This is a genomic window from Variovorax sp. P4_B11 (assembly GCF_056402355.1).
The window spans coordinates 60,592-80,188 of record NZ_JBFUHO010000014.1; the positions used below are offsets into that span (position 1 = coordinate 60,592).

Genomic DNA, 19,597 nt, shown 5'->3' on the forward strand with positions numbered 1-19,597 from the left:
TTCCGACGATGAAGGCACGCCTTCGTCTTTGCCATCCTCCCCCCGAAGGGGCGCAGTGCTACGCTACGCAGGCACGCGAGCAGGAGGCAACGATGACAGCCAGCTACGTGGAAATACAAGGCGCCCAGGCGGATATTGATCTCTGGGATGGGTTGATCACGGATCAAAACGCCCTCATCGTCGTCATGATGCAGAAGATGTCCCAGGTCGGAAGCACGGATGCAGCGTGGCTCGACGAGCGAATCACGGAGGCGGAAAGCATCGAGAATCGCTTGATCGTCGGACTTGAGCGCGCCCAGCGCCGATTGCGGGCAATGATCTAGACATCCCGATGGCTCGATTCAAGCGGCCCAACCTCCGGGAATGAGGACAGCATTCGAGCTCGAGGCATGCGGTGTGCGTGGACGGGCAGCGGCGCGGAGGCGCCGCGCCAGGCTTGGGTCGCCTGTGCCACCCGCCCACCCGCCCATCCGCCAGCCGGTCGGCCGCGAAGCACGAGCGCACGGTCTACTTCCGCGCCGTCTCACACTCTCGACGCCATGGCGTCAAAACAACGCCGCCGGCATTTTCTGGGCGCAGCGGCCTGCGCGGCGCTGGCGTCAAGGTGCTCCAGGCTAGCTGATTCGGCACAGGCCGGGCTGTTTGCTCATCGGCCTGCTTTGATCGCGGTCGCCGTTCGGCGCATTGCAAGGCTGATGGCCTTGCCGAATGTCGGCCTCGGATCGCGCTTTGATGCGCGGTCAGTCATTCAGTCGCGTGGTGCGGCTTTCGTCAATGTCTCTGCTTTGAGGTCGCTCACCAGCTTGAATCTCGACGCGCTGAGCGTTGAGCGGTCGCGTCTGGCGGGTCTTGGCCGCCGGCTTGCGCCGATGCCAGCGATTGCCTGGGAGCCCCGACTACGCCTCGCCCTCGAAGAAGCCAAGCTTCCCAGCGCGCGGCAGCGCCTTGAGCCTGAATTCCGCCCGCAATGCATCACCCTTGCAAGCGTATTCGCGGGCTGCGAGCACCCGCACTGGAGGCCGCGCGCGTGTGAATTTGGCGCCTAGCAGGCTGCTGAAGTACCAAGCGCGCCAAAGTCATCCTGCACACTGAAGATGGCGGTTGTGAGATTTCGACGTTCCGGGTTGGCTTCCATGGCTGTTTTCCCGGTTCAGTAGTGTGTTTTCGGCTCTCGCTGACCCTCTACGCGGCCAACGGACGGACTTTTGCCAAGGTCCGCATGCGAACGAGGTTGTAGGCAGCCATCGTCAGCACGAACAACTGGTCGACCTTCTTGATGCCGCGCACCATCACCTGCCGGATGGGGCCGACCAACTTGGCCCAGCCGAAGCCTTGCTCGATCAGCTTTCGCTTGCGCTGAGAGATCGCATAGCCCTCGCTCTGCGCGATCTCGTCGGCCACCGCCGAGCGACGTCCCGACTTGTTCTGCGCCACATGCGGCGTGACCTTCATGCGGTGCAGCTCCTCGATGAACTCGGCCGCGTCATAACCCTTGTCGGCGCCGAGCGTGACCTCGGTATCCGCACTCGCGGCTGCCTGACGTGCGTCCCTGATCATGATCTTGGCCGCTTCACGTTCGGCAAAGCCGTCGGCCTGCGTGACCATCGCGTTGACGACTAGGCCGTGACGGTTGTCGGTGAGCGTGTGCCCCATGTAGCGCAGCTCGCTGGCCGTCTTGCCCTTGCGGTACAGCTTTGAATCGGGATCGGTCTTCGACTCGTGCGTTTCATTGCTGCGTTGCTGGCCCTTGAAGTCCCCGCCGCTGTCGCCATCGTCGTCACCGTCCTTGCGAACGAAGCTCTTGTGTCCTGCCCAGGCCTGGATCAACGTGCCGTCGACGCTGAAGTGCTCACCCGACAACCAATCCTTGTTCTCGGCCGTCTCCAGCACTTCGTTGAAGAAGGCGACCACTGCGTCGTGCTCGATCAGGCGCTGGCGATTCTTGCTGAACACCGTCGGCACCCACACCGCGTCGTCCATCGCCAGGCCGATGAACCAACGAAACAGCATGTTGTATTGCGTCTGCTCCATGAGCTGGCGCTCCGAGCGGATGCTGAACAGGATCTGCAGCAGCATCGCACGCAGCAGTTTCTCTGGCGCGATGCTCGGACGTCCGCCCTTGATGTCGGCCTCGTACATCCGCGAGAACAACTCGTCCATCTTGGCCAGCGCCTCGTTGACCATCACCCGGATACGTCGCAGTGGATGGTCGGCGGGAACGAAGTCGTCCAGCCGTCTCATGGTGAACAAACCTTCGGTGAATGTATCGGGGCCGCGCATCGGAAGTGGTTTCGTGGGTCTGCAAAGACAACGCGCCAGGCTCTCTGACGGGGGACCTTCAAGCGAAGTATTTCAGCAGCCTGCTAGTCCGAAGACATGCTGGAAGAAGCGCTGCTCCACGTCGAGCGCGATCCCCGCGTAGTACAGGCCGCCCTCGCATTCCAGGAGGTAGAGCCAATAGGGCTTGGGTGGCGGGTCGGGCAGGGTGCGAGGCACGCGCCGATTGTGCAGCGACAATCCGCGGATGGCTCAAGGCAAGCGCATCTCGGCAGACATCGGTGGCGACGCCCTCCAGGCGATCAAGGACATGGGCGCGGCGGCCAGGCTTGCCCGCACCAGTGCCGGCGACGGCCAGGCCGCAGCTGCCGCCCGACTGGGTGTCCACGTCCAGACGATCGCCCGGATCGAATCGGGTGAAGCAGGCGTCGCGATCGGGCACGTGCTGGGCCTGCTTGCGCTCTACGGCATCGCCACCAAGTTGCAGCCGCCAAACGGCGACCGGTCCGCAACCTGAGTGGTTCTCACCGCTGCCTGCCAGCCGAGAGTTTGCTTCGCCTTCGCACCCCGGCCTGCGCGTGCCTGGCCTCCAGCGTCTCCACCCGGTGGCGTAGTCCCCCAGCCGCTCGAGACCGGTCGCCGCGAGTATCCAATTCCACAAAAGCAGCTAGAAGAGCAATTGTTTTCTATCCATCGGCTTTTTGGTGCAAATTTGAGAAAAACATGCGCAGCGGTGGCGCTTAGACTGAACGCACTTCCACAGCGACTGCACGTCATGGCGGTATGGTTGATGCGCGTGACCCACGCATTCCGTCCACTTTGCGAGAACCTGAATGAACGCCTTACGCCGCAAGAATCCATTTGCTGCCTTGCTCCTGCTATTCACGGCGTCGCTGATCGCGTTCTGCGCGCCGGCATCGGCCGAGGAGTGGCCGACCCGGCCGGTCACGATGCTCATGGGCTTTCCGGCCGGGTCCGGGGTGGACGTGGTGGCGCGCGCCATCCAGGAGCCGCTCGGCAAGCAGCTGGGGCAGCCGGTCGTCATCGACTACAAGTCCGGCGCGGCGGGCAACCTCGCCAGTGAATATGTCGCGCATGCCAAGCCGGACGGCTACACCCTCGTGTTCGGCACGGCCGCCACGCACGGCAGCAATGCGGCGATCTACAAGAAGCTCGCCTTCGACGTGGAAGACGACTTCGTGCCCGTGTCCCCGGTGCTGGACGTCTCGAACGTGCTGATGGTGAACACGGATGTCGTCCCGTCGAAGACGCTCAAGGAATTCTTCGCGCTGATCAAGGCCAACCCGGGCAAGTTCGACTACGCATCGACCGGCAACGGCGCCGGCACGCACATGGCGTTCGCTGAATTCAATTCGCGGCTGGGCCTCAGCATGGTTCATGTGCCCTACAAGGGCGGGCCCGAAGCCATCCTGTCGGTGGTGCGCGGCGAGACCTGCTGCATCATGAACCAGGTGCAAACGGCACTGCCGCAACTGGCTTCGGGCAAGGTGCGGTTGCTCGGCGTCACCACGGTCAAGCCGGTGCCGGCCATCAAGGACGTGCCGACCATCGCATCGAGCGGACTGCCGGGCACGCAGGGCTTCGACAGCGCCATCTGGTTCGCCGTGTTTGCGCCGAGGGGAACCGACCCGGCCATCGTCGACAAGCTCAACAAGGCGATCCGGACCGTGATGGAGCAGCCCGAGTTGCGCGCCAGATTCGAAAGCCAGGGCAACACCGTGCGCATCGAATCGCCGGCCCAGTTCAAGCAGACCGTGCATGCCAACCGGCTGAAGTGGGCAGAGGTCGCCAGGACCGCCAACATCAGCCTGGACTGAATCCGCCATCCACAAATGAAAACAGATACTTCTTCCTCCTTGTCTCGTTCTCCGCTGGATTCGCCCGGCGGTCTGGCCGCGCTCGAGCGGCGTCTTGCCAAAGATCTCGAATGGCTGGGCTGGCCGGCACGCGACTGGATGCCGCCCCGCGTGCATGACGGCCAGGCGGTGCTCGACGTGGCGATCATCGGCGGCGGACAGTCAGGCCTTGCCGCCGCCGTGGGCTTTGCGCAGCTGGGCATCCGCGCCGCGGTGTTCGACCGTGCGGGCGCCGGCTTCGAAGGCCCCTGGGCCACCACTGCGCGCATGGAGACGCTGCGCTCGCCCAAGGAGCTCACCGGACCGGCGATGGGCCTGCCGGCACTCACGTTCCGCGCCTGGTTCGAAGCGCAGTTCGGGCTGGACGCCTGGACGGCCATGGACAAGATCCCCCGCCTGCAATGGATGGACTATCTGCGCTGGTACCGGCGCGTGATGGCGGTGGATGTGCGCAACGACACGCAAGTGGTGGCCATCCACCTGCGCGCCGACGCGATGGTGGGCCTCGACCTGCAGACGCCCGCCGGCACCAGCCAGGTGCTGGCGCGCCGCGTCGTGCTGGCCACGGGCCGCGACGGCCTGGGCGGCCCGACGGTTCCCGCCTTCGTGCGCGGGCTGCCGCGCGCCCGCTGGGCCCACTCTTCCGACGAGATGGACTACGACAGCCTCGCCGGCCTGCGTGTCGGCGTGATCGGTGCCGGCTCGTCGTCGATGGACAGCGCGGCCACGGCACTGGAGGCCGGTGCACGCAGCGTCGACCTGCTGATCCGGCGCGACGACCTGCCGCGCGTCAACAAGGGCAAGGGCGCCGGCGTTCCGGGCCTCACGCAGGGCCACTACGACCTGCCCGACGAACTCAAGTGGCGCCTGCGCCACTACATCAACGTCGCGAACGTGCCGCCGCCGCGCGGCAGCACCCAGCGCGTCTCGCGCCACCCCAACGCGCGCTTCAACTTCGGCTGCCCGATCCGTGGCGTCGAGATGGCCGGCGATGCACTGGCCATCTCGACACCCAGGGGTGAATTCGAGGTCGACTTCCTGATCGTCGCGACCGGTTTCCGCATCGACTGGTTCAGCCGGCCCGAGTTCGCCGCCATCGCCCCGCACATCCGGGCCTGGAAAGACCGCTTCGAGCCCGCGCCCGGAAACGAAGACGAAGAGCTGTCCGACTCGCCCGATCTGGGGCCGGCCTTCGAACTGCAGGAGAAATCCGCGGGCGCATGCCCGGGCCTCGACCGCATCCATTGCTTCTGCTACCCGGCCGCGTTGTCGCATGGCACCGTGTCGGGCGACATCCCCAACATCAGCGACGGCGCCAGGCGCCTTGCCGGCGGCCTCGCCAGCCTGTTCTACCGCGAAGACTTCGCGCAGCACTTCGCCAACCTCGAGGCCTACGACGAGCCCGAGCTGCTCGGCGACGAATGGGTGCCGGCGCCACCGCCCGGCGCATCCGCCCGCGCGCCGCTGCAGACCGTGACCGGCTGAGCGCCGCGCGCCGTTTCTTTTCCAGACCACAGCCCATCCACCCACGACATGACATCTACAGAAGAGACGGTCGACGTGATCGACCAGGCCGTTCCATTGGCCACGGATCACCCCATCTATGCACTGCGGCGACAGAGACCCAAGATCGTCGCGTCCACCCAGGGCAGCTACGAGAGCATGTTTTCACCGGCGGTGAAGGGCATCTCCGTCATCGAACGGCTGCTGGTGGCGCTGCATGCGTGCCGGCTGTCGAAGGCCGACACCCTGGCCGAGCACTACCGCGGCCGCCTGCTGGCCGAAGGTGCGGACGCCGGCCTGGTCGCTGCTGTGGCCAGCGGCGATGCGGCGGTGCAGGCCGATGCGCGCCTGCAGACGATCCTGGGGTTCACTGCCAAGCTGATCGACCGCCCGATCGAGGGTGACCGCGCAGCGATCGACGCGCTCCTGGGCGTGGGCCTCAGCACGCCCGCCATCGTCGCGCTGGGCCAGCTGATCGCGTTCCTGTCGTACCAGATTCGCGTGGCCGTCGGGCTGCAGGCGATAGCGCAAGCGGGGGCTGCGGAATGAGCGCCGCGATGAGCGCGCCGATCCGCATCAACGGCTTCACCAACGAGGTGCTGGGCTGGAAGGCCTGGCTCGAAACGGTCGACCTGGCGAGCGCGAGCCCCGAGCAGCTTGCCGCGCTCGAGGAAATGAGCCCGCAGGCCAAGCAGTCCGCCTACTTCCTGCTGCTGGCGCACCAGCCCGAAATGCTGCTGCAGCGCTCGATTGCCTTCAACGCCATCATGTTCGCGCCCGGCGGCATGCCGCGCGCCGAACGCGAGCTCGGTGCCACGGTGGAATCGCGCCTCAACGGCTGCGTCTACTGCGCGTCGGTGCATGCCCAGCGCTTCGAGCAGCTGGCCAAGCGCAGCGACGTGATCACGCAGTTGTTCGCGGATCCTTTTTCGGCGGGCACCACGCCGCGCGAGCAGGCCATCGTCAAGTTCTCCGCCGATCTCGCGCTGAAGCCCGATGCACTCTCGGCCGCGCACGTCCGCGCGCTGCAGCAGGCCGGGCTGACCGACATGGAAGTCCTCGACCTGATCCATGCCGTGGCACTTTTCGCCTGGGCCAACCGGCTCATGCTCAACATGGGCGAGCCCATTTTTCCAGAGGTGAGCGCATGATCCGCTACACCCCCGAGCACCTCTGGGTGCGGCAGGAAACGGGCGGCGCGACGGCGACTGTCGGCATCACGCGCCACGCGCAGGAAACGCTGGGCGACATCGTGCTGGTCGAACTGCCGGCGCTGGGCCGCCACGCGCAGGGCGCAGCGGTCGGCGTGGTGGAGTCGACCAAGACGGCCGCCGACCTGCACATGCCCACGACCGGCGAGATCGTCGAATGCAACGCCGTGCTGGTCGACCAGCCCGACCTGCTCAACACCGACCCGATGGGCGCGGGCTGGGTGTTCAAGCTCGACGCGATCGAGCCCGGCCAGTTCGATGCGCTGATGGACGAAGCCGCTTACGGGGCTTTCGCCGCCTGACCGGCGCGCCGGCTCAGCGCAGGCGGGCCTGAAGGCCCGCGACCGTTTCGCTCGCGAGGCCGAGCGGTTCGAGCAGGTCGTTGTCCTGCACGTGGTCGCGGCCGGCCACCAGGCAAGCGCTGTCGACCATCGTGCGGGTCGCCGGCATCGGCACGCCCGCCAGGCGGCCCAGCGCCTGCAGGAACACCAGTCCGTACGGCACGTCTTCCGTCAGGAAGCGCGTGTCCAGGCGGGTCGGCCCGGGCGGGCCGCCGCGCTGGGCATGCAGCTCGTCCGCGATGTCCTGCAGCCGCGTGGCGGTGGTGCCGAACGAGCGCGCGAAATGCGCCTCGACGCTGCCGACCTCGATGCCGAAAGCATCGGCCAGTGCGCGCCGCTCGGCGTCCAGCGCCTCGATCACCCGCGCCACGCCGGGCGTGAGGCAGTGGTACTGCGGCCAGGACTCGGCGCGTTCGATGCGGGTCCAGTTGAACAACGCCAGCGGCACGTGGGTGCCCGGGTTGACGTTGGAGAGCGCGCTGGCCAGCGCATTCGCCTGGCCCGAGAAGCCGTCGCCGAACAGCGCAGTGCACAACGCCACCGCCGCATCCGTCTGCGCCTGCGGCAGCGCCGACACGCCCACCGCGCTGCGCCGCATCATGATCCGCACATGGCCGGCCGATGCGCGGCGCGCGGTCAGCACCGTGGTGCTGAAGCTGGCCACCGTCACCCGCTTGCCGGCACGCAGGGCGCTTTCATGCAGGTAGAGGGCCGACAGCGAGGCCATCGAGCTGACGATCACCACCTGGCCGTCGCGCAGCCATGGCAGCAGCGCATCCATCACGCGGCGATGGCCATTGGCCGGTACGGCGACCAGCAGCACGTCGCTGTCCCGGCAGAGTCGGGCCGGGTCGTCCGCCACCGGCACGGCCAACGCGCCCTGGAGCAGCCCTTCGGTGTGCAACGGGTTCGCGCGCAGGGCCTCGGTGCCGGCACCGCCGGGCGACCACAGCATGGCGCCGTGCCCGGCCCGGATCAGCCAGGCCGCGCTGGCGAGCGCGACCGCGCCGGCGCCCGCGATGCCGACACGGTAGCGCTGCGCCTGTTCAATCAACCTTGATACCGCCGAGCTTGACGACGTCGGCCCAGCGCTGGCTGTCCTCGGCGATGACCTTGTCGAGTTCCGCGCTGCCGCCGCAGGTGCTGACGGCGCCCAGCTGCGCAAAGTGCTGTTTCGTCTCGGGCAACTGGCACACCTCGAGCAGTGCGGCAGACAGCTTCTTCACCTGATCGGCCGGCATGCGGGCAGGCGCCATCACGCCGACCCAGATCGGCACCTCCATTCCGCGCAACTTGCCGGCTTCGCCCACGGTCGGCGGATTGCCGAGCGCGGGCAGGTGCGCTTTCGAGAACGTGCCGAGCACGCGGGCCTTGCCGCTCTGAACCATCGGGTCGATCGACGCGGCGCTGGTGACGATCATCGAAACCTGCCCACCCATCAGATCGGTCAGCGCAGGGGAGGCGCCGCGGTAGGGGACGTGCAGCAGCGTGACGCCGGCAGCCTGGCCCAGCAAGGCGCCGGTGAGATGCGACACCGTGCCGTTGCCCGTCGAGGCGTAGCTCACCTGCCCGGGGCGTGCCTTCGCGTCGCGCAGCACGTCGGCCAGCGTCTTGTAGGCACTGTCGGAGCGCACCGCCACGGTCATGGGCGTGTCTGCGATCAACGCCACCGGGACCAGGTCGCGCCGGGGGTCGTAGGGCAGCTTGGACTGCAGTTGCGGCGCCACCGTGATGGCGCCACCGGTGGCCATCAGCACCGTGGCGCCGTCGGTTGCCTTGGCCACGGCATCGGCAGCCACGATGCCGCCCGCGCCTGCCTTGTTGTCGACGATGACCGTGGTGCCCAGCTTGCCGTTCAGCTTGGCGCCGAGGTAGCGGGCGATGACGTCCTGCGCGCCACCCGGCGCGAACGGCACGACGATGCGCAGCGGCTTGCTGTCGGTTTGCGCCATGAGCGGCGACAGGGTCAGGCAGGCCACCAGGCCCAGGAACAGTTGATTCAAACGCAGCTTCATGATCAATCCAGGCAAGACGAAGGGAACCGAAAACGCGAGTTTAGAGGTGGCGCTGCGTTCGATCGAGCGTGCTCGCAAGGATCGTGGACGGGTTGCGCCCGGCGCGTACGAGATGGGTTTCGGATTCGAAGGAGCTCAACGTTTCGACTTTCGTGAATGGCTCTTTGGCCGGCACCCAGTCTAGGCCGGACCCGTGGGATTTTTTTTGCGGATCGCCGCCCCCATTCGGGCAATCGAGCAAACGCATTCCTTATGGAACGCCGAGACACGAATAAAAATGCTCCCCATGGAAGAAGTCGACAAAGTGCGCAAGGCCGATGCGGCGCGTCCTGCCTGAACGGTTCTACCGGCCTTCGGCCGCATCCGCCGCATCGTGATGCCAGCGCGGCAGCTTCGCGCCGCAGTCGCTGCAGAAGCGCGCGCTGGGCGCATGGCCTTCGCTCAGGCATTCGTGGCAGGTGCGCGTGGTCGGCCTGCGCATGCGGCTCGTGGTGAACTCCGCGCTCACGATGCCGGTCGGCACGGCCAGCGTGCCCCAACCCAGCAGCATCATGGCCGACGCGATCACGCGGCCGAGGTCCGTATGCGGCGTGATGTCGCCGAAGCCCACCGTGGTCATGGTCGTGATCGCCCAGTAGATGCCCACCGGGATGCTCGTGTAGCCGTGCGATGGCCCCTCGACCACATACATCAGCGTGCCCATGATAACGACCACCAGCATCACGAAACTCATGAAGACCAGGATCTTGCGGCGCGATGCGGCGAGCGCCTGCCCCAGGGCGCCGAACTCTTCCACGTAGGCGGTGAGCTTCAGGATCCGGAACATGCGCAGCAGCCGCAGCACCCGGACGTCGATCAGCGCATGCAGGCCCGGCACGACGATGGCGACATAGGTCGGCAGCAGCGCCAGCAGGTCGATGATCCCCAGGACGCTTCTCGCATAGCGAATCGGCCGCCGCACGCAGGCCAGGCGGCAGAGGTACTCGATCGTGAAGGCGATCGTGAAGAGCCATTCGAGGACGTTGAACAGAGTCGCGAAGCGGCCATGCACGGAGGCCATGCTGTCGAGAACCACCACCGCCACGCTGGCCAGGATGACCGCGATCAACGCCAGGTCGAACGCCCGGCCGGCGCGGGTGTCGGCCTCGAAGATCACAATGTACATCCTGAGCCGCCATCCGGAATCGGGGCGGCCGTAGCGGCGGGAGTCCGGCTCGGCCGGGGTGGATGGCGTCATGGGGGCGATCGTATGCGATGCAATTCCTCCGCCTCCGCGCCCCCCGCACCTCATCGACGCGCTGCATCGCTCCATTCGACAAGTCTTGCGCACATCGATCAAGACCGCGGCGGCGCCTGGCACATCGGCTTCTCGTCTGTATTTCCTGCAGCCGGCGGCTCACAATGGGAGCTGGCTCGAAGCCCAAGGAACCATTCCATGACCACTCCCAAAGTCCCCTCCGAGGACGATCCCGCGCAGCTTCCCGTGGAGCCGGAGTTTCCGACCGATGGCGACCCGGCCAACCCCCATTCGGACGAGGGCAGCCCCTCTGCGGACGAGAATGCGGCCGGCTTCGTCAAGGACAAGCTCTGAAGCCTGGGTGCCGCGTGCGCGCGCTGCGCCTGGGTCGCGGGGATCGCGCCCGGCGCCTGCCTTGAGGGCCTGACACCGCGGGCCGCCGCCTGGGCCCATGGAGTCCGCTGCCCGCGGCTTGTTTTTCAGGCCAACCCAAGGCAGAGTCGCTGCGTCAGGCAGATGCCTCGTTCATTTTCAGGAGCAACTCCATGTCGTCCACCCCCATTGCGATCTGGCACCAGCTCGTCAAGGAGCGCAATGTGCGAGGTCTCGACATGCTTCTGGCGGAAGAGGCGGTCTTCCATTCCCCGGTGGTACACACACCTCAAGTCGGAAAAGCCATCACGAAGACCTACCTCGCTGCCGCGTTCCAGGTCTTCTTCAATCCGACTTTTCGCTATGTCCGGGAACTGACGAGCGATCGAGACGCGGTTCTCGAGTTCGAGCTCGAGCTGGACGGCATCCGCGTCAATGGAGTCGACATGATCAAGTGGAACGAGGAAGGCAAGATCACCGAGTTCAAGGTGATGCTTCGTCCGCTGAAGGCGGTCAACCTGATCCACCAGAAGATGGCGGCCATGCTGCAAGCGAACCAGTAGCCGGCTTGCCGATGGCCCCTTTCCCGCGGTGAAACTTGATCCAGGTCAAACGTGGATTGAAGCCCGCTCTTACGATCGATCCATTCTGGCTCCGGTGGCAAGGGGGTTGAATGAATGCTCCAGATCGCGGTCAATTGCAGCCCTTCGCGTACCGAGGCTGGACCTTCAGTTGCGCCGCCCGGCCCGATGGGCGCGGCATGTTCCTGCCGGAGGTCATGTGCATCGGCACGGCTTCCGGGCGGCAGACGGAATTGCCGCGCGATACCGAGGCCTACGCGACCGAGGCAGAAGCACTGCGCCAAGCCGAGCAGCAGGCGATCAGGTGGGTCCAGGAACACGAGGACACGCGTGGGCAAGAGTGAGGGGAAGCGGGGGGAGCGTTGATTCGGAGGTGAGCGCATGCCTGACGACCTTGACAATTTCAAACCACTGGATCCCGGTCGGATCCTCGACGACGACCCCGTGGAGTTGCAGTACTGGTGCAAGGAATTTCGATGCACCGAGGCGAAGCTGCGGGACGCCATCTTCAAGGTCGGCAATCACGTGGCCGCGGTGCGCGAACATCTGGCGTCGCACGCCGGTTGATCTGCATCAAGGGCCCAGGCCTGACCGGGGGCTAGCGTGAGGCGTCCCGCAGGGACACGCCGCGAGGCGGTGCTTTTTCGGGCAATTCCGCCTGCATGCGGCCCGCCTCAATCTCAACGAGATGGAGACACACATGCCTATCTTTATGACCAGTTTCAGCTACAACACGGAAGGCTGGCAGAAACTCGCCAAGCACCCTGAAGACCGCAGCGTTCCGGTCAAGGCGCTGTTGGAAAAGCTGGGTGGGAAACTGCTCAGCATGTACTACATGGCGGGCGACTACGACGGCTTCATCATCTACGAGGCGCCGGACGCCAAGGTGGCCGCCACGGCCATCATCGCCGTCGAGCTCGCCGGCCATATTCGCCTGCTCAAGACCTCGCAGCTCTACACCGTCGCCGAGACCGTGGAAATGATGGGCAAGGCAGGTCAGCTGGCCTATCCCGCACCCAAGGGCTGAGCCTGGCGACCGCGCCGGGATGGGCTGGGAGCAGTCAATCCCGGTCGATGGTTTTTTCTCCGCCCGCGATGGGTCGGGGCTTGGCGCCCCGCAAGGCCAGCCCGACCAGCGCCACCAGGCTGAAGCCGGCGCCGGCGTAGAACGTGACGGACGCCCCGAGTCGATCCCACAGCAGTCCGGCCAGGACGCTGGCGATCAGCATGGCCACACCGCCGACCAGGTTGAAGAATCCGTAGGCGGTGCCGCGCAGGTCGGCGGGCGCGGTGTCTGCGACCATCGCGGCCAGCAGGCCTTGCGTGAGGCCCATGTGGATGCCCCACAAGGCGACCCCGATCAGGACGCCGCCCCAGTGACTGCCCCAGGCAAGGACCAGATCGGCGGCGACCAGGACGGCGAGTCCGAGGGCCAGCAGCCTGGTGTGGCTCGTGCGGTCCGAGAGCTTTCCGAACGGATAGGCCGACAGCGCATAGACCAGGTTCATGGCCACCATCACGAGTGGCACCAGGGCTGTCGGAATGCCGCCTTGCTGCGCGCGCAGCACCAGGAAGGCCTCGCTGAACCTGGCCAACGCGAACACTGCGCCGATGCCGACCACCCACCAGTAGGCGCGGCCAAGCCGCTCCAGGTTCTGGCGACGGATCGGATGGGTCCGGGGCCCGGCCCGATGCCGGTCCGGCTCTCGCAGGCCGAAGATCAGCAGGGCGACGGCCAGCACGCCCGGGATGGCTGCAACCCAGAAGACCGCCCGGAAATCGTCGGCCCACAGCAGCATCAGGCCCACGGCCAGCAAGGGGCCCAGGAAGGCGCCGACGGTATCGAGCGACTGGCGCAGGCCGAAGGCGGCGCCGCGCAGCTGCGGCGGCGCCAGGTCGGCCACCAGGGCATCCCGAGGCGCGCCGCGGATTCCCTTGCCGACTCGATCCAGGAGCCGCGCTGTCAGCACGATGCCGATCGAAGGGGCCAGGGCGAACAGGGGTTTGGTGAGCGCGCCCAGCGCGTAGCCGAGAACGGCCAGGCCCTTGCGCCTGCCCAGATAGTCGCTCAGGGTCCCGGAGAAGATCCTGACGATCAGCGCCGTGGCCTCCGCCAGGCCCTCGATGAGGCCGATCGCGAACGCACTCGCGCCCAGAGTGGTCAGCATGAACATCGGCAGCAGGCTGTGGATCATTTCCGAGGAGACGTCCATCAACATGCTGACGAAGCCGAGCAACCAGATACCCGGCGGTAGTTGACGAAGCCTGGCGCTGCCTGATTGGGTGCTCACGTGATTCCTTTCCCTCGCCACAGGATGGAGGCGCTTCCGTCCGAGCCACCCAGATGGCCGTGACCATGCCATTGTTTCTGGCTGACGAACACTGCAGTTCCTTTCGCGTCGTTTTTTCCCGGGCGATCGGGCTCAAACTATCGCCTCAGAGAGGCATCAATGAACACGACATGGAACTTCATCTTGGCCGGCGCCGTCATCCTGGCGTCCTCGGCGGGCATCGTCAGCGGTGAGGCTGCAAAGGGTGAATTGCGCCTGGTCGAAGCGGCCACGTCGGTCGGCGCCAGCTCCGAGGCGTTCGCATTGCTGACCGGAGGCACGGCCTCGGTCGCCTCCGCTCAATAGAAGCGGCCCGTTCGCTCCACAATGCATGCCGGCAGGCGGCTGGTACGGGGATGCCCATCCCGCGGCACCCATGGCTGCCACCCGCAAAGATGGAGGAGTGAACATGGCCGACGCATGGCTGCCAAAAGAAGAGTACATCGCACTGCGCAAGGAAGTGCAGGGCGCGACGGCGGAACTCGCGCGCCTCGAGCTGGCCTGCGTCCTGGCCGTGGCGGCCCTCTTCGCCTGGCTGGTCAGGGGTGCGGGGGATTTTGTCGGCTACCAGGGGCTCGTGTGGGGGGTCCCGATCCTTGTCCCGGCCTATGGCGGCTTGAAGGCCTGGGCCGTCCACGCTCGAATGGCCCGTCTCCGAAGCTACCTGACTAGGCTGGAGGGCTCCGCATCGCCTGGGGAAGAGCGGTGGCTGGGCTATCTGGCGCGGACGCGTTCCAGGGCCCGCAGCACGGTGGCGCTCGCAGCCTGGGTTTTGCTGCTGGTGTTCACGCTGGCGGGCAGTGCACTCGGTTTCATGGATTTTCGCGAGCAATGCCCTGGACCGCTGCGCAACGCGTGTATTCAGGACGTTGATTCGGAGGAGTCCACCCAGGGGGCCTAGCCGGAGAGCGGATTCAGGCGACGGCGACGCCAGATCCGGGAGATTTCCTGGCGGGGCGCCCCTGGAAGGGCTCGGAAGGCATGGGGTTGCGGTGGCGGTACGGGCGATGCGAGCCTGACAGCCAATTCCACTGGATGGAAATAGGGGGCTGCCCTTCAGCGCTTGTTTCCCTAAGCTCGGCTTGTCGTTGAGAAGAGCAGCACCGCCGCTTCGACCCGCCTCTCGCCTTCCTCCTGCAACCCGGAGACAAATCCATGCAATTCATCCACACCCTGGCGCGCGCCAGGTTGGCCGTCCACTTCTTGCTGGCTTGTGCGACCAGCGGCATCTTCTTAACCCCCGCCATCGCCGCGTTTCCGGACAAGCCGATCAAGATCGTCGTGCCCTTCGCCCCGGGCGGCGGCACCGACCTGGTGGCCAGGACCATGGGCATCGCCATGAGCCAGGAACTCGGTCAACCGGTCATCATCGACAACAAGCCCGGCGCCGGCACGATCATCGGAACGGACGCGGTGGCCAAGAGCCCGCCGGATGGCTACACGCTCGTGATGGCCACCGTCGCACATGTGGTCAACCCGAGCATTCAAGGCAAGCTGCCCTACAAGCACGAGAAGGCGTTCGCGCCGGTCATGCTGGTCGGGGTTTCGCCGAACGTGCTCGTGGTGCGTGCCGACAGCCCCCTCGGGTCGGTCAAGGACGTGATCGATGCGGCGAAGGCCAGTCCGGGCAAGTTGTCCTTTGCCTCGCAAGGGGCCGGCACGTCGGCGCACCTGGCCGGCGAACTGTTCAAGAACCTCACGAAGACGGACATCACCCACATCCCCTACAAGGGTGCCGGGCCGGCGATCACGGACGTGCTGGGCGGCCAGGTCGACATGATGTTCGCGACGGCGGCCGCGGTCGGCACGTTCATCGACAGCGGCAAGCTGCGCGCACTGGCCGTCACCACCGCCACGCGATCGCCCAGTCCCGCGCTGGCCAAGGTTCCCACGATCGCCGAAGCCGGCGTGTCGGGCTATGTCGCCGACAGCTGGTACGGCCTGTACGTGCCCGCAGGCACGCCGCCCGACGTCATTGCGCGCCTGAACGCCGCGGCCAGGAAGGCCGTTCGGACGGAGTCCTTCCGCAAGCGCGTGGAAGGCGAGGGCCTTGTCATCGACGGCGGCTCGCCGCAGGACTTCGACAGATATGCCAAGGGCGAGGAGGCGCGCTGGCGCAAGGTCGTCAAGGAAAACCACATCACCACCGATTGAACGGAGAGCATCGAGATGACAACCGGACTGATTGAACTGAGCGTGCGCGACGGTGTCGCCACGCTGCTGCTGAACCGACCCGACAAGCGCAACGCGATGAGCGACGCCATGCGCACCGAGTTCATTGCCGCCCTCGAACGCGTCACGGCCGACAAGGCGATCCGGGCGCTGGTCCTCACCGGCAGCGGCAAGGGCTTCTGCGCCGGCGGCGATGTCGCCGGCATGGAGCGGCGCATGAGCGCACCGGCCGGCGAGATTGCCTTCAACGGCTGGCACCGCCAGCAGCGCGTGCACTATGCGCAGTCCTTGCTGCACACCCTGCCGAAGCCGACCATCGCGGCCGTCAACGGCGCCGCGTCGGGGCTGGGTGCCGACACCGCGCTGGCCTGTGACTTCATCATCGCGAGCGACGCGGCGAGCTTCAGCTGGTCCTACATCCATCGCGGCATCGTGCCGGACGGCGGCGGCATGTATTTCCTGCCGCGCCGTGTCGGGCTCGCCAAGGCCAAGGAGCTGATCTTCACGGGGCGCAAGGTGGAGGCCGACGAGGCGCTGCGGCTGGGCATCGTCGACCGCAAGGCGCCCGCCGAGAGCCTGGTGGCCGACGCCCGGGCATGGGCCGCCGAGTTGAGCAAAGGGTCGGCCACCGCCTTGGCGCTGGGCAAGACCATCCTCAACCAGAGCTTCGAGCTGCCGCCTGAGCAGGTGTTCGCGCAGGGCAGCCAGGCACAAGGCATCTGCTACACGAGCAGCGAGCATCGCGAGTCGGTGATGGCCTTCCTGGCGAAGAGCGCAGACCCGAGCGCATCGCGCGCGGGCCGGGAGTAAGCACGCCATGGACGCCATCTCACGCCTCCTCAAGCCCCGCAGCGTGGCGGTCATCGGCGCCTCGGCCGATGCGAGCAAGACCGCCGGCCGCCCGGTCGCCTACCTCCGCAAGCATGGGTTCAGCGGAGACATCTATCCGGTCAATCCGCGCGCCGACAGCATCGACGGCCTGCGCTGCTACCCCGGCATCGCCTCGCTTCCATCGGTGCCGGACGTGGGCATCGTCCTGCTCGGCGCCGAGCGCGCCCATCTGGCCGTGCAGGAGCTCGCTGCGCGAGGCACCGCCGCGGCCATCGTGCTGGCCAGCGGCTATACCGAGACCGGCGAGGAGGGTGCGCGTCGCCAGGCGCAGCTCGTCGAGGCTGCAGGGCGGATGCGCATTCTCGGCCCCAACACCATCGGTCTGGTCAATCTGACGGATCGCATCGTGCTTTCGGCGAGCGGTGCGCTGGAGATGGATCACTTCCCGGTCGGCTCGATCGGCGTGGTGTCGCAAAGCGGCGGCATCCTCGGCGCGCTGCTCTCGCGCGCGGCGCCGCGCGGCATCGGGCTTTCGAAGCTGATCTCGACCAGCAACGAGGTCGATCTCGAACTGGCCGATTTCATCGACCATCTGGTCGATGACGAGGCGACCAAGGTCATTGCCCTCTACGTCGAAAGCGTGCGCAATCCCGAGAAGTTCCGTGCCGCCGCGCTGAAGGCAGCGCGCGCGGGAAAGCCCGTGGTGGCGTTCAAGATCGGGCGCTCCGAAGCGGGCGCCAAGGCGGCCGTTTCGCACACCGGCGCATTGGCCGGTGCCGACCGCATGTACGACGCGTTGTTCAAGCAGGTGGGCGTGATCCGCGCCCAGACCTTCGGCGACCTGCTCGACATCCCTGCGGCACTTTCGACCGGCCGGGTGCTGCGCGGCAAGCGTGTCGCCATCCTCACGTCGACCGGCGGTGCCGGGACGCTGGTGTCCGACAGCCTGGGCGTGTCCGGTTTCGACACGCCCCCGCCCGACGCCGAGACCGCCGCGCGCCTGCGCGCCCTGCAGACCGGCGACCACGCGGCCCTCGACCGCAACCCGATCGACGTGACCTTGGCCGGACTCAAGCCCGACCTGCTGCGCGGTGCCATCCGCGCACTGCTCGACAGCCCGAGCTATGACGCGCTGGCGATCATCGTCGGTTCGTCGGGTCTTGCATTGCCCGAACTGATGGCCGGTGCCATCCAGGATTGCCTGGCCGGCAGCGACAAGCCCGTCATCGCCTATGTCAGTCCGCATGCGCCGGAGGTCGCGGCGTTGCTGACGCAGCGCGGTGTGCCGGCCTTCTCGGCGGCCGAGAGCTGCACCGTTGCATTGGCCGGAATGCTGGAAGCCACCCGGTGGCGGGCGCATGAGGCCTCGGTGCTGGGCGCCCCGGTGTCGATCTCCGACCTGCCGGCCGGATCGCTCGACGAGGCCCAGGCGAAGAAACTGTTCGCGCGCTTCGGTATCCCCTGCGCGGGGGAAACGGTCGTCGGTACGCCGGGGGAGGCCGAAGACGCCGCGCAGGCGCTGGGCGGCCGCGTGGTGCTCAAGGTGCTGTCGGGCCGGATCACGCACAAGAGCGACGTCGGCGGTGTCGCCGTCGACCTCGGGCCCGATCGGGTGGGGGCGCGCCTGACGGCCATGCAGGCCGAAGTGGAAGCCAGGACCGGCATCGTGCCCGAGCGCTTCCTGGTTCAGGAGATGGTCTCCGGCGGCACAGAACTCATCCTGGGCATGCACCGCGATGCACTGGGCACCGCCATCCTGCTGGGCATGGGCGGTGTCACGGCCGAACTGTTCAAGGACACCACCCTGCGGCTGCTCCCGATGGCGGGGGGGCTGAGCCGCGAGGAGGCCCTCGAGATGGTGCACGCCCTCAAGACCTGGCCGCTGCTCGACGGCTTCCGCGGCCGCCCGAAGGCCGACGTCGAGGCCCTGGTCTCGGCGATCGTGGCTTTTTCCCGGATGACGGCGCAACTGGGCGAGCGCCTGGTCGAGGCGGAGATCAATCCGGTCTTCGTGCTGCCGGCGGGCCGGGGCGTGCGGGCCGCCGATGGCGTCGTCGTGCTCTCGAGCCCGGCCTGAAGCAGGTCAGTTCGACTCGTCGACCTCTTTCGATGTCCGGACGCCGTGGAAGACCAGGGCGCCGGCTGCGGCAAGAACCATCAAGAGGATCAGCATGAAAGCACTTCGTTCGTCATGGGAGGTCGATTCTGGGGTAAACCCTAGGATCCTGTCGGGTCCCTGGAACATAACCACGCTGGCTGCAGGCGAGGAACGGTGCGACTTGACTTCAGGCCCGGACCCGGCCGATCGCCTTGTTCAGGCCTCGACCTGCTTCCCGTCCAGCGCAGCCACCACCGCATCGCCCATCTCCTCGCACACGCCAACTGCAGCAGAGCACGGACGAGTGGCTGCTGCGAATCAAGGTGCCGCCCACCTTCGCGATCCTCTGGCTGATCCCGCGGCTGGCGCGCTTCCATGCGCTGCATCCGCGGATCGACGTGCAGATCACCACTTCGCACAAGCCGGCCGGCTTCGATCGTGACGACGTCGACGTCAGCATCCATTCCGAGCCCCATCCGCCGAGCGGGGCCGGCTTCCGGCTGCTGTTCCGCGAGACCCTGCCGCCGGTTTGCCGACGCGGCGGAAGGCTAGTGTCGTCCTCGATTGTTTCTGCCATTGAAACGCCGCGATTCAGAGAGATGCGGGTTTCTACCTAGTTTTCGGCGCAAACTTCATTCCCACAGACCAGCCGACAAGCTGATCTGGGTGGACAGGGCCCCCGAGCGAGGTGGCCGCCAAGCCGGCGGCGACCCACCCAAGACCGGTCCGACGTCATCCAAATCATTTGAAGG

Annotated in this window: 25 protein-coding genes; 19 read left to right on the forward strand and 6 right to left on the reverse strand. The window is 66.7% G+C overall.

The annotated features are described in order from the left end of the window. The first annotated feature begins 92 nt into the window (after positions 1 to 92). Both AC1DYD_RS15085 and AC1DYD_RS15090 read left to right on the forward strand, forming a co-directional pair. Positions 93 to 323 carry a hypothetical protein gene (locus AC1DYD_RS15085; protein ID WP_478173555.1) on the forward strand — a complete coding sequence of 77 codons (231 nt, stop codon included), beginning with the start codon at positions 93 to 95 and terminating at the stop codon, positions 321 to 323. Between the two features lie 216 nt (positions 324 to 539). Beyond that, on the forward strand, positions 540 to 1,046 hold the full coding sequence (locus tag AC1DYD_RS15090) for a hypothetical protein (RefSeq protein ID WP_478173556.1): 507 nt from the start codon (positions 540 to 542) through the stop codon (positions 1,044 to 1,046). A gap of 136 nt (positions 1,047 to 1,182) precedes the next feature. Here AC1DYD_RS15090 and AC1DYD_RS15095 read toward each other — a convergent pair whose 3' ends face one another. Together AC1DYD_RS15095 and AC1DYD_RS15100 are read right to left on the reverse strand one after the other, a co-directional pair. Continuing rightward, positions 1,183 to 2,280: an IS5 family transposase gene (locus AC1DYD_RS15095; RefSeq protein WP_478173557.1), complete on the reverse strand. Its 1,098-nt coding sequence runs from the start codon at positions 2,278 to 2,280 to the stop codon at positions 1,183 to 1,185. Positions 2,281 to 2,352: 72 nt separating this feature from the next. After that, positions 2,353 to 2,496, reverse strand: a complete 144-nt coding sequence (locus AC1DYD_RS15100) for a GIY-YIG nuclease family protein (protein ID WP_478173558.1) — start codon at positions 2,494 to 2,496, stop codon at positions 2,353 to 2,355. Positions 2,497 to 2,524: 28 nt separating this feature from the next. Here AC1DYD_RS15100 and AC1DYD_RS15105 point away from each other — a divergent pair, with 28 nt between their 5' ends. The 6 genes from AC1DYD_RS15105 (at position 2,525) to AC1DYD_RS15130 (ending at position 7,170) form a co-directional block, all read left to right on the forward strand. Continuing rightward, positions 2,525 to 2,794 (forward strand): helix-turn-helix domain-containing protein, encoded by a 270-nt coding sequence (locus AC1DYD_RS15105; RefSeq protein WP_478173559.1) that lies wholly within the window; start codon positions 2,525 to 2,527, stop codon positions 2,792 to 2,794. A gap of 316 nt (positions 2,795 to 3,110) precedes the next feature. Then, the gene (locus tag AC1DYD_RS15110; RefSeq protein WP_478173560.1) at positions 3,111 to 4,115 is read left to right on the forward strand and encodes a Bug family tripartite tricarboxylate transporter substrate binding protein; all 1,005 of its coding nucleotides are present in this window, start codon (positions 3,111 to 3,113) and stop codon (positions 4,113 to 4,115) included. 39 nt (positions 4,116 to 4,154) lie between these two features. After that, positions 4,155 to 5,639 carry an NAD(P)-binding domain-containing protein gene (locus AC1DYD_RS15115; protein ID WP_478173561.1) on the forward strand — a complete coding sequence of 495 codons (1,485 nt, stop codon included), beginning with the start codon at positions 4,155 to 4,157 and terminating at the stop codon, positions 5,637 to 5,639. A gap of 48 nt (positions 5,640 to 5,687) precedes the next feature. Next, positions 5,688 to 6,206, forward strand: a complete 519-nt coding sequence (locus AC1DYD_RS15120) for a CMD domain-containing protein (RefSeq protein WP_478173562.1) — start codon at positions 5,688 to 5,690, stop codon at positions 6,204 to 6,206. Between the two features lie 8 nt (positions 6,207 to 6,214). Then, positions 6,215 to 6,808 (forward strand): peroxidase-related enzyme, encoded by a 594-nt coding sequence (locus tag AC1DYD_RS15125; protein ID WP_478173563.1) that lies wholly within the window; start codon positions 6,215 to 6,217, stop codon positions 6,806 to 6,808. After that, entirely contained in the window at positions 6,805 to 7,170 is a 366-nt protein-coding gene (locus tag AC1DYD_RS15130; RefSeq protein WP_478173564.1) for a glycine cleavage system protein H, read from the forward strand. Before AC1DYD_RS15125 ends, AC1DYD_RS15130 begins: the two co-directional genes overlap by 4 nt. Before the next feature lie 13 nt (positions 7,171 to 7,183). Here AC1DYD_RS15130 and AC1DYD_RS15135 read toward each other — a convergent pair whose 3' ends face one another. The 3 genes from AC1DYD_RS15135 to AC1DYD_RS15145 all read right to left on the reverse strand — a co-directional run bounded on the left by AC1DYD_RS15135 (position 7,184) and on the right by AC1DYD_RS15145 (position 10,461). Then, the gene (locus AC1DYD_RS15135; protein WP_478173565.1) at positions 7,184 to 8,263 is read right to left on the reverse strand and encodes an NAD/NADP octopine/nopaline dehydrogenase family protein; all 1,080 of its coding nucleotides are present in this window, start codon (positions 8,261 to 8,263) and stop codon (positions 7,184 to 7,186) included. Next, the gene (locus AC1DYD_RS15140; protein WP_478173566.1) at positions 8,256 to 9,224 is read right to left on the reverse strand and encodes a Bug family tripartite tricarboxylate transporter substrate binding protein; all 969 of its coding nucleotides are present in this window, start codon (positions 9,222 to 9,224) and stop codon (positions 8,256 to 8,258) included. The genes AC1DYD_RS15135 and AC1DYD_RS15140 overlap by 8 nt, the downstream gene beginning before the upstream one ends. 343 nt (positions 9,225 to 9,567) lie before the next feature. Continuing rightward, positions 9,568 to 10,461, reverse strand: a complete 894-nt coding sequence (locus AC1DYD_RS15145) for an ion transporter (protein WP_478173567.1) — start codon at positions 10,459 to 10,461, stop codon at positions 9,568 to 9,570. Between the two features lie 198 nt (positions 10,462 to 10,659). Here AC1DYD_RS15145 and AC1DYD_RS15150 point away from each other — a divergent pair, with 198 nt between their 5' ends. From AC1DYD_RS15150 to AC1DYD_RS15170, 5 genes are all read left to right on the forward strand, one after another. After that, on the forward strand, positions 10,660 to 10,815 hold the full coding sequence (locus tag AC1DYD_RS15150; protein ID WP_478173568.1) for a hypothetical protein: 156 nt from the start codon (positions 10,660 to 10,662) through the stop codon (positions 10,813 to 10,815). A 191-nt stretch (positions 10,816 to 11,006) separates the two neighbouring features. Next, positions 11,007 to 11,396, forward strand: coding sequence for a nuclear transport factor 2 family protein (locus AC1DYD_RS15155; protein ID WP_478173569.1), 390 nt, complete (start codon positions 11,007 to 11,009; stop codon positions 11,394 to 11,396). Positions 11,397 to 11,506: 110 nt separating this feature from the next. Next, positions 11,507 to 11,758 carry a hypothetical protein gene (locus AC1DYD_RS15160; protein WP_478173570.1) on the forward strand — a complete coding sequence of 84 codons (252 nt, stop codon included), beginning with the start codon at positions 11,507 to 11,509 and terminating at the stop codon, positions 11,756 to 11,758. A 37-nt stretch (positions 11,759 to 11,795) separates the two neighbouring features. Next, positions 11,796 to 11,981 (forward strand): DUF3606 domain-containing protein, encoded by a 186-nt coding sequence (locus AC1DYD_RS15165; RefSeq protein ID WP_478173571.1) that lies wholly within the window; start codon positions 11,796 to 11,798, stop codon positions 11,979 to 11,981. A gap of 133 nt (positions 11,982 to 12,114) precedes the next feature. Then, positions 12,115 to 12,441 (forward strand): GYD domain-containing protein, encoded by a 327-nt coding sequence (locus AC1DYD_RS15170; RefSeq protein WP_478173572.1) that lies wholly within the window; start codon positions 12,115 to 12,117, stop codon positions 12,439 to 12,441. 34 nt (positions 12,442 to 12,475) lie between these two features. Here AC1DYD_RS15170 and AC1DYD_RS15175 read toward each other — a convergent pair whose 3' ends face one another. After that, complete coding sequence (locus tag AC1DYD_RS15175) at positions 12,476 to 13,633, reverse strand: MFS transporter (protein WP_478173632.1); 1,158 nt, start codon at positions 13,631 to 13,633, stop codon at positions 12,476 to 12,478. A 231-nt stretch (positions 13,634 to 13,864) separates the two neighbouring features. On the opposite strand from AC1DYD_RS15175, the gene AC1DYD_RS15180 reads away from it, so the two are divergent. The 6 genes from AC1DYD_RS15180 to AC1DYD_RS15205 all read left to right on the forward strand — a co-directional run bounded on the left by AC1DYD_RS15180 (position 13,865) and on the right by AC1DYD_RS15205 (position 19,462). After that, positions 13,865 to 14,050, forward strand: coding sequence for a hypothetical protein (locus AC1DYD_RS15180; protein ID WP_478173573.1), 186 nt, complete (start codon positions 13,865 to 13,867; stop codon positions 14,048 to 14,050). Between the two features lie 103 nt (positions 14,051 to 14,153). After that, positions 14,154 to 14,645 carry a hypothetical protein gene (locus AC1DYD_RS15185; RefSeq protein ID WP_478173574.1) on the forward strand — a complete coding sequence of 164 codons (492 nt, stop codon included), beginning with the start codon at positions 14,154 to 14,156 and terminating at the stop codon, positions 14,643 to 14,645. A 254-nt stretch (positions 14,646 to 14,899) separates the two neighbouring features. Next, positions 14,900 to 15,898, forward strand: a complete 999-nt coding sequence (locus tag AC1DYD_RS15190; protein ID WP_478173575.1) for a tripartite tricarboxylate transporter substrate binding protein — start codon at positions 14,900 to 14,902, stop codon at positions 15,896 to 15,898. A 15-nt stretch (positions 15,899 to 15,913) separates the two neighbouring features. Further along, complete coding sequence (locus AC1DYD_RS15195; RefSeq protein ID WP_478173576.1) at positions 15,914 to 16,726, forward strand: enoyl-CoA hydratase/isomerase family protein; 813 nt, start codon at positions 15,914 to 15,916, stop codon at positions 16,724 to 16,726. Positions 16,727 to 16,733: 7 nt separating this feature from the next. Then, positions 16,734 to 18,824 carry an acetate--CoA ligase family protein gene (locus AC1DYD_RS15200; protein ID WP_478173577.1) on the forward strand — a complete coding sequence of 697 codons (2,091 nt, stop codon included), beginning with the start codon at positions 16,734 to 16,736 and terminating at the stop codon, positions 18,822 to 18,824. Positions 18,825 to 19,168: 344 nt separating this feature from the next. Continuing rightward, positions 19,169 to 19,462: a LysR substrate-binding domain-containing protein gene (locus AC1DYD_RS15205; protein ID WP_478173578.1), complete on the forward strand. Its 294-nt coding sequence runs from the start codon at positions 19,169 to 19,171 to the stop codon at positions 19,460 to 19,462. Positions 19,463 to 19,597: the final 135 nt, after the last annotated feature.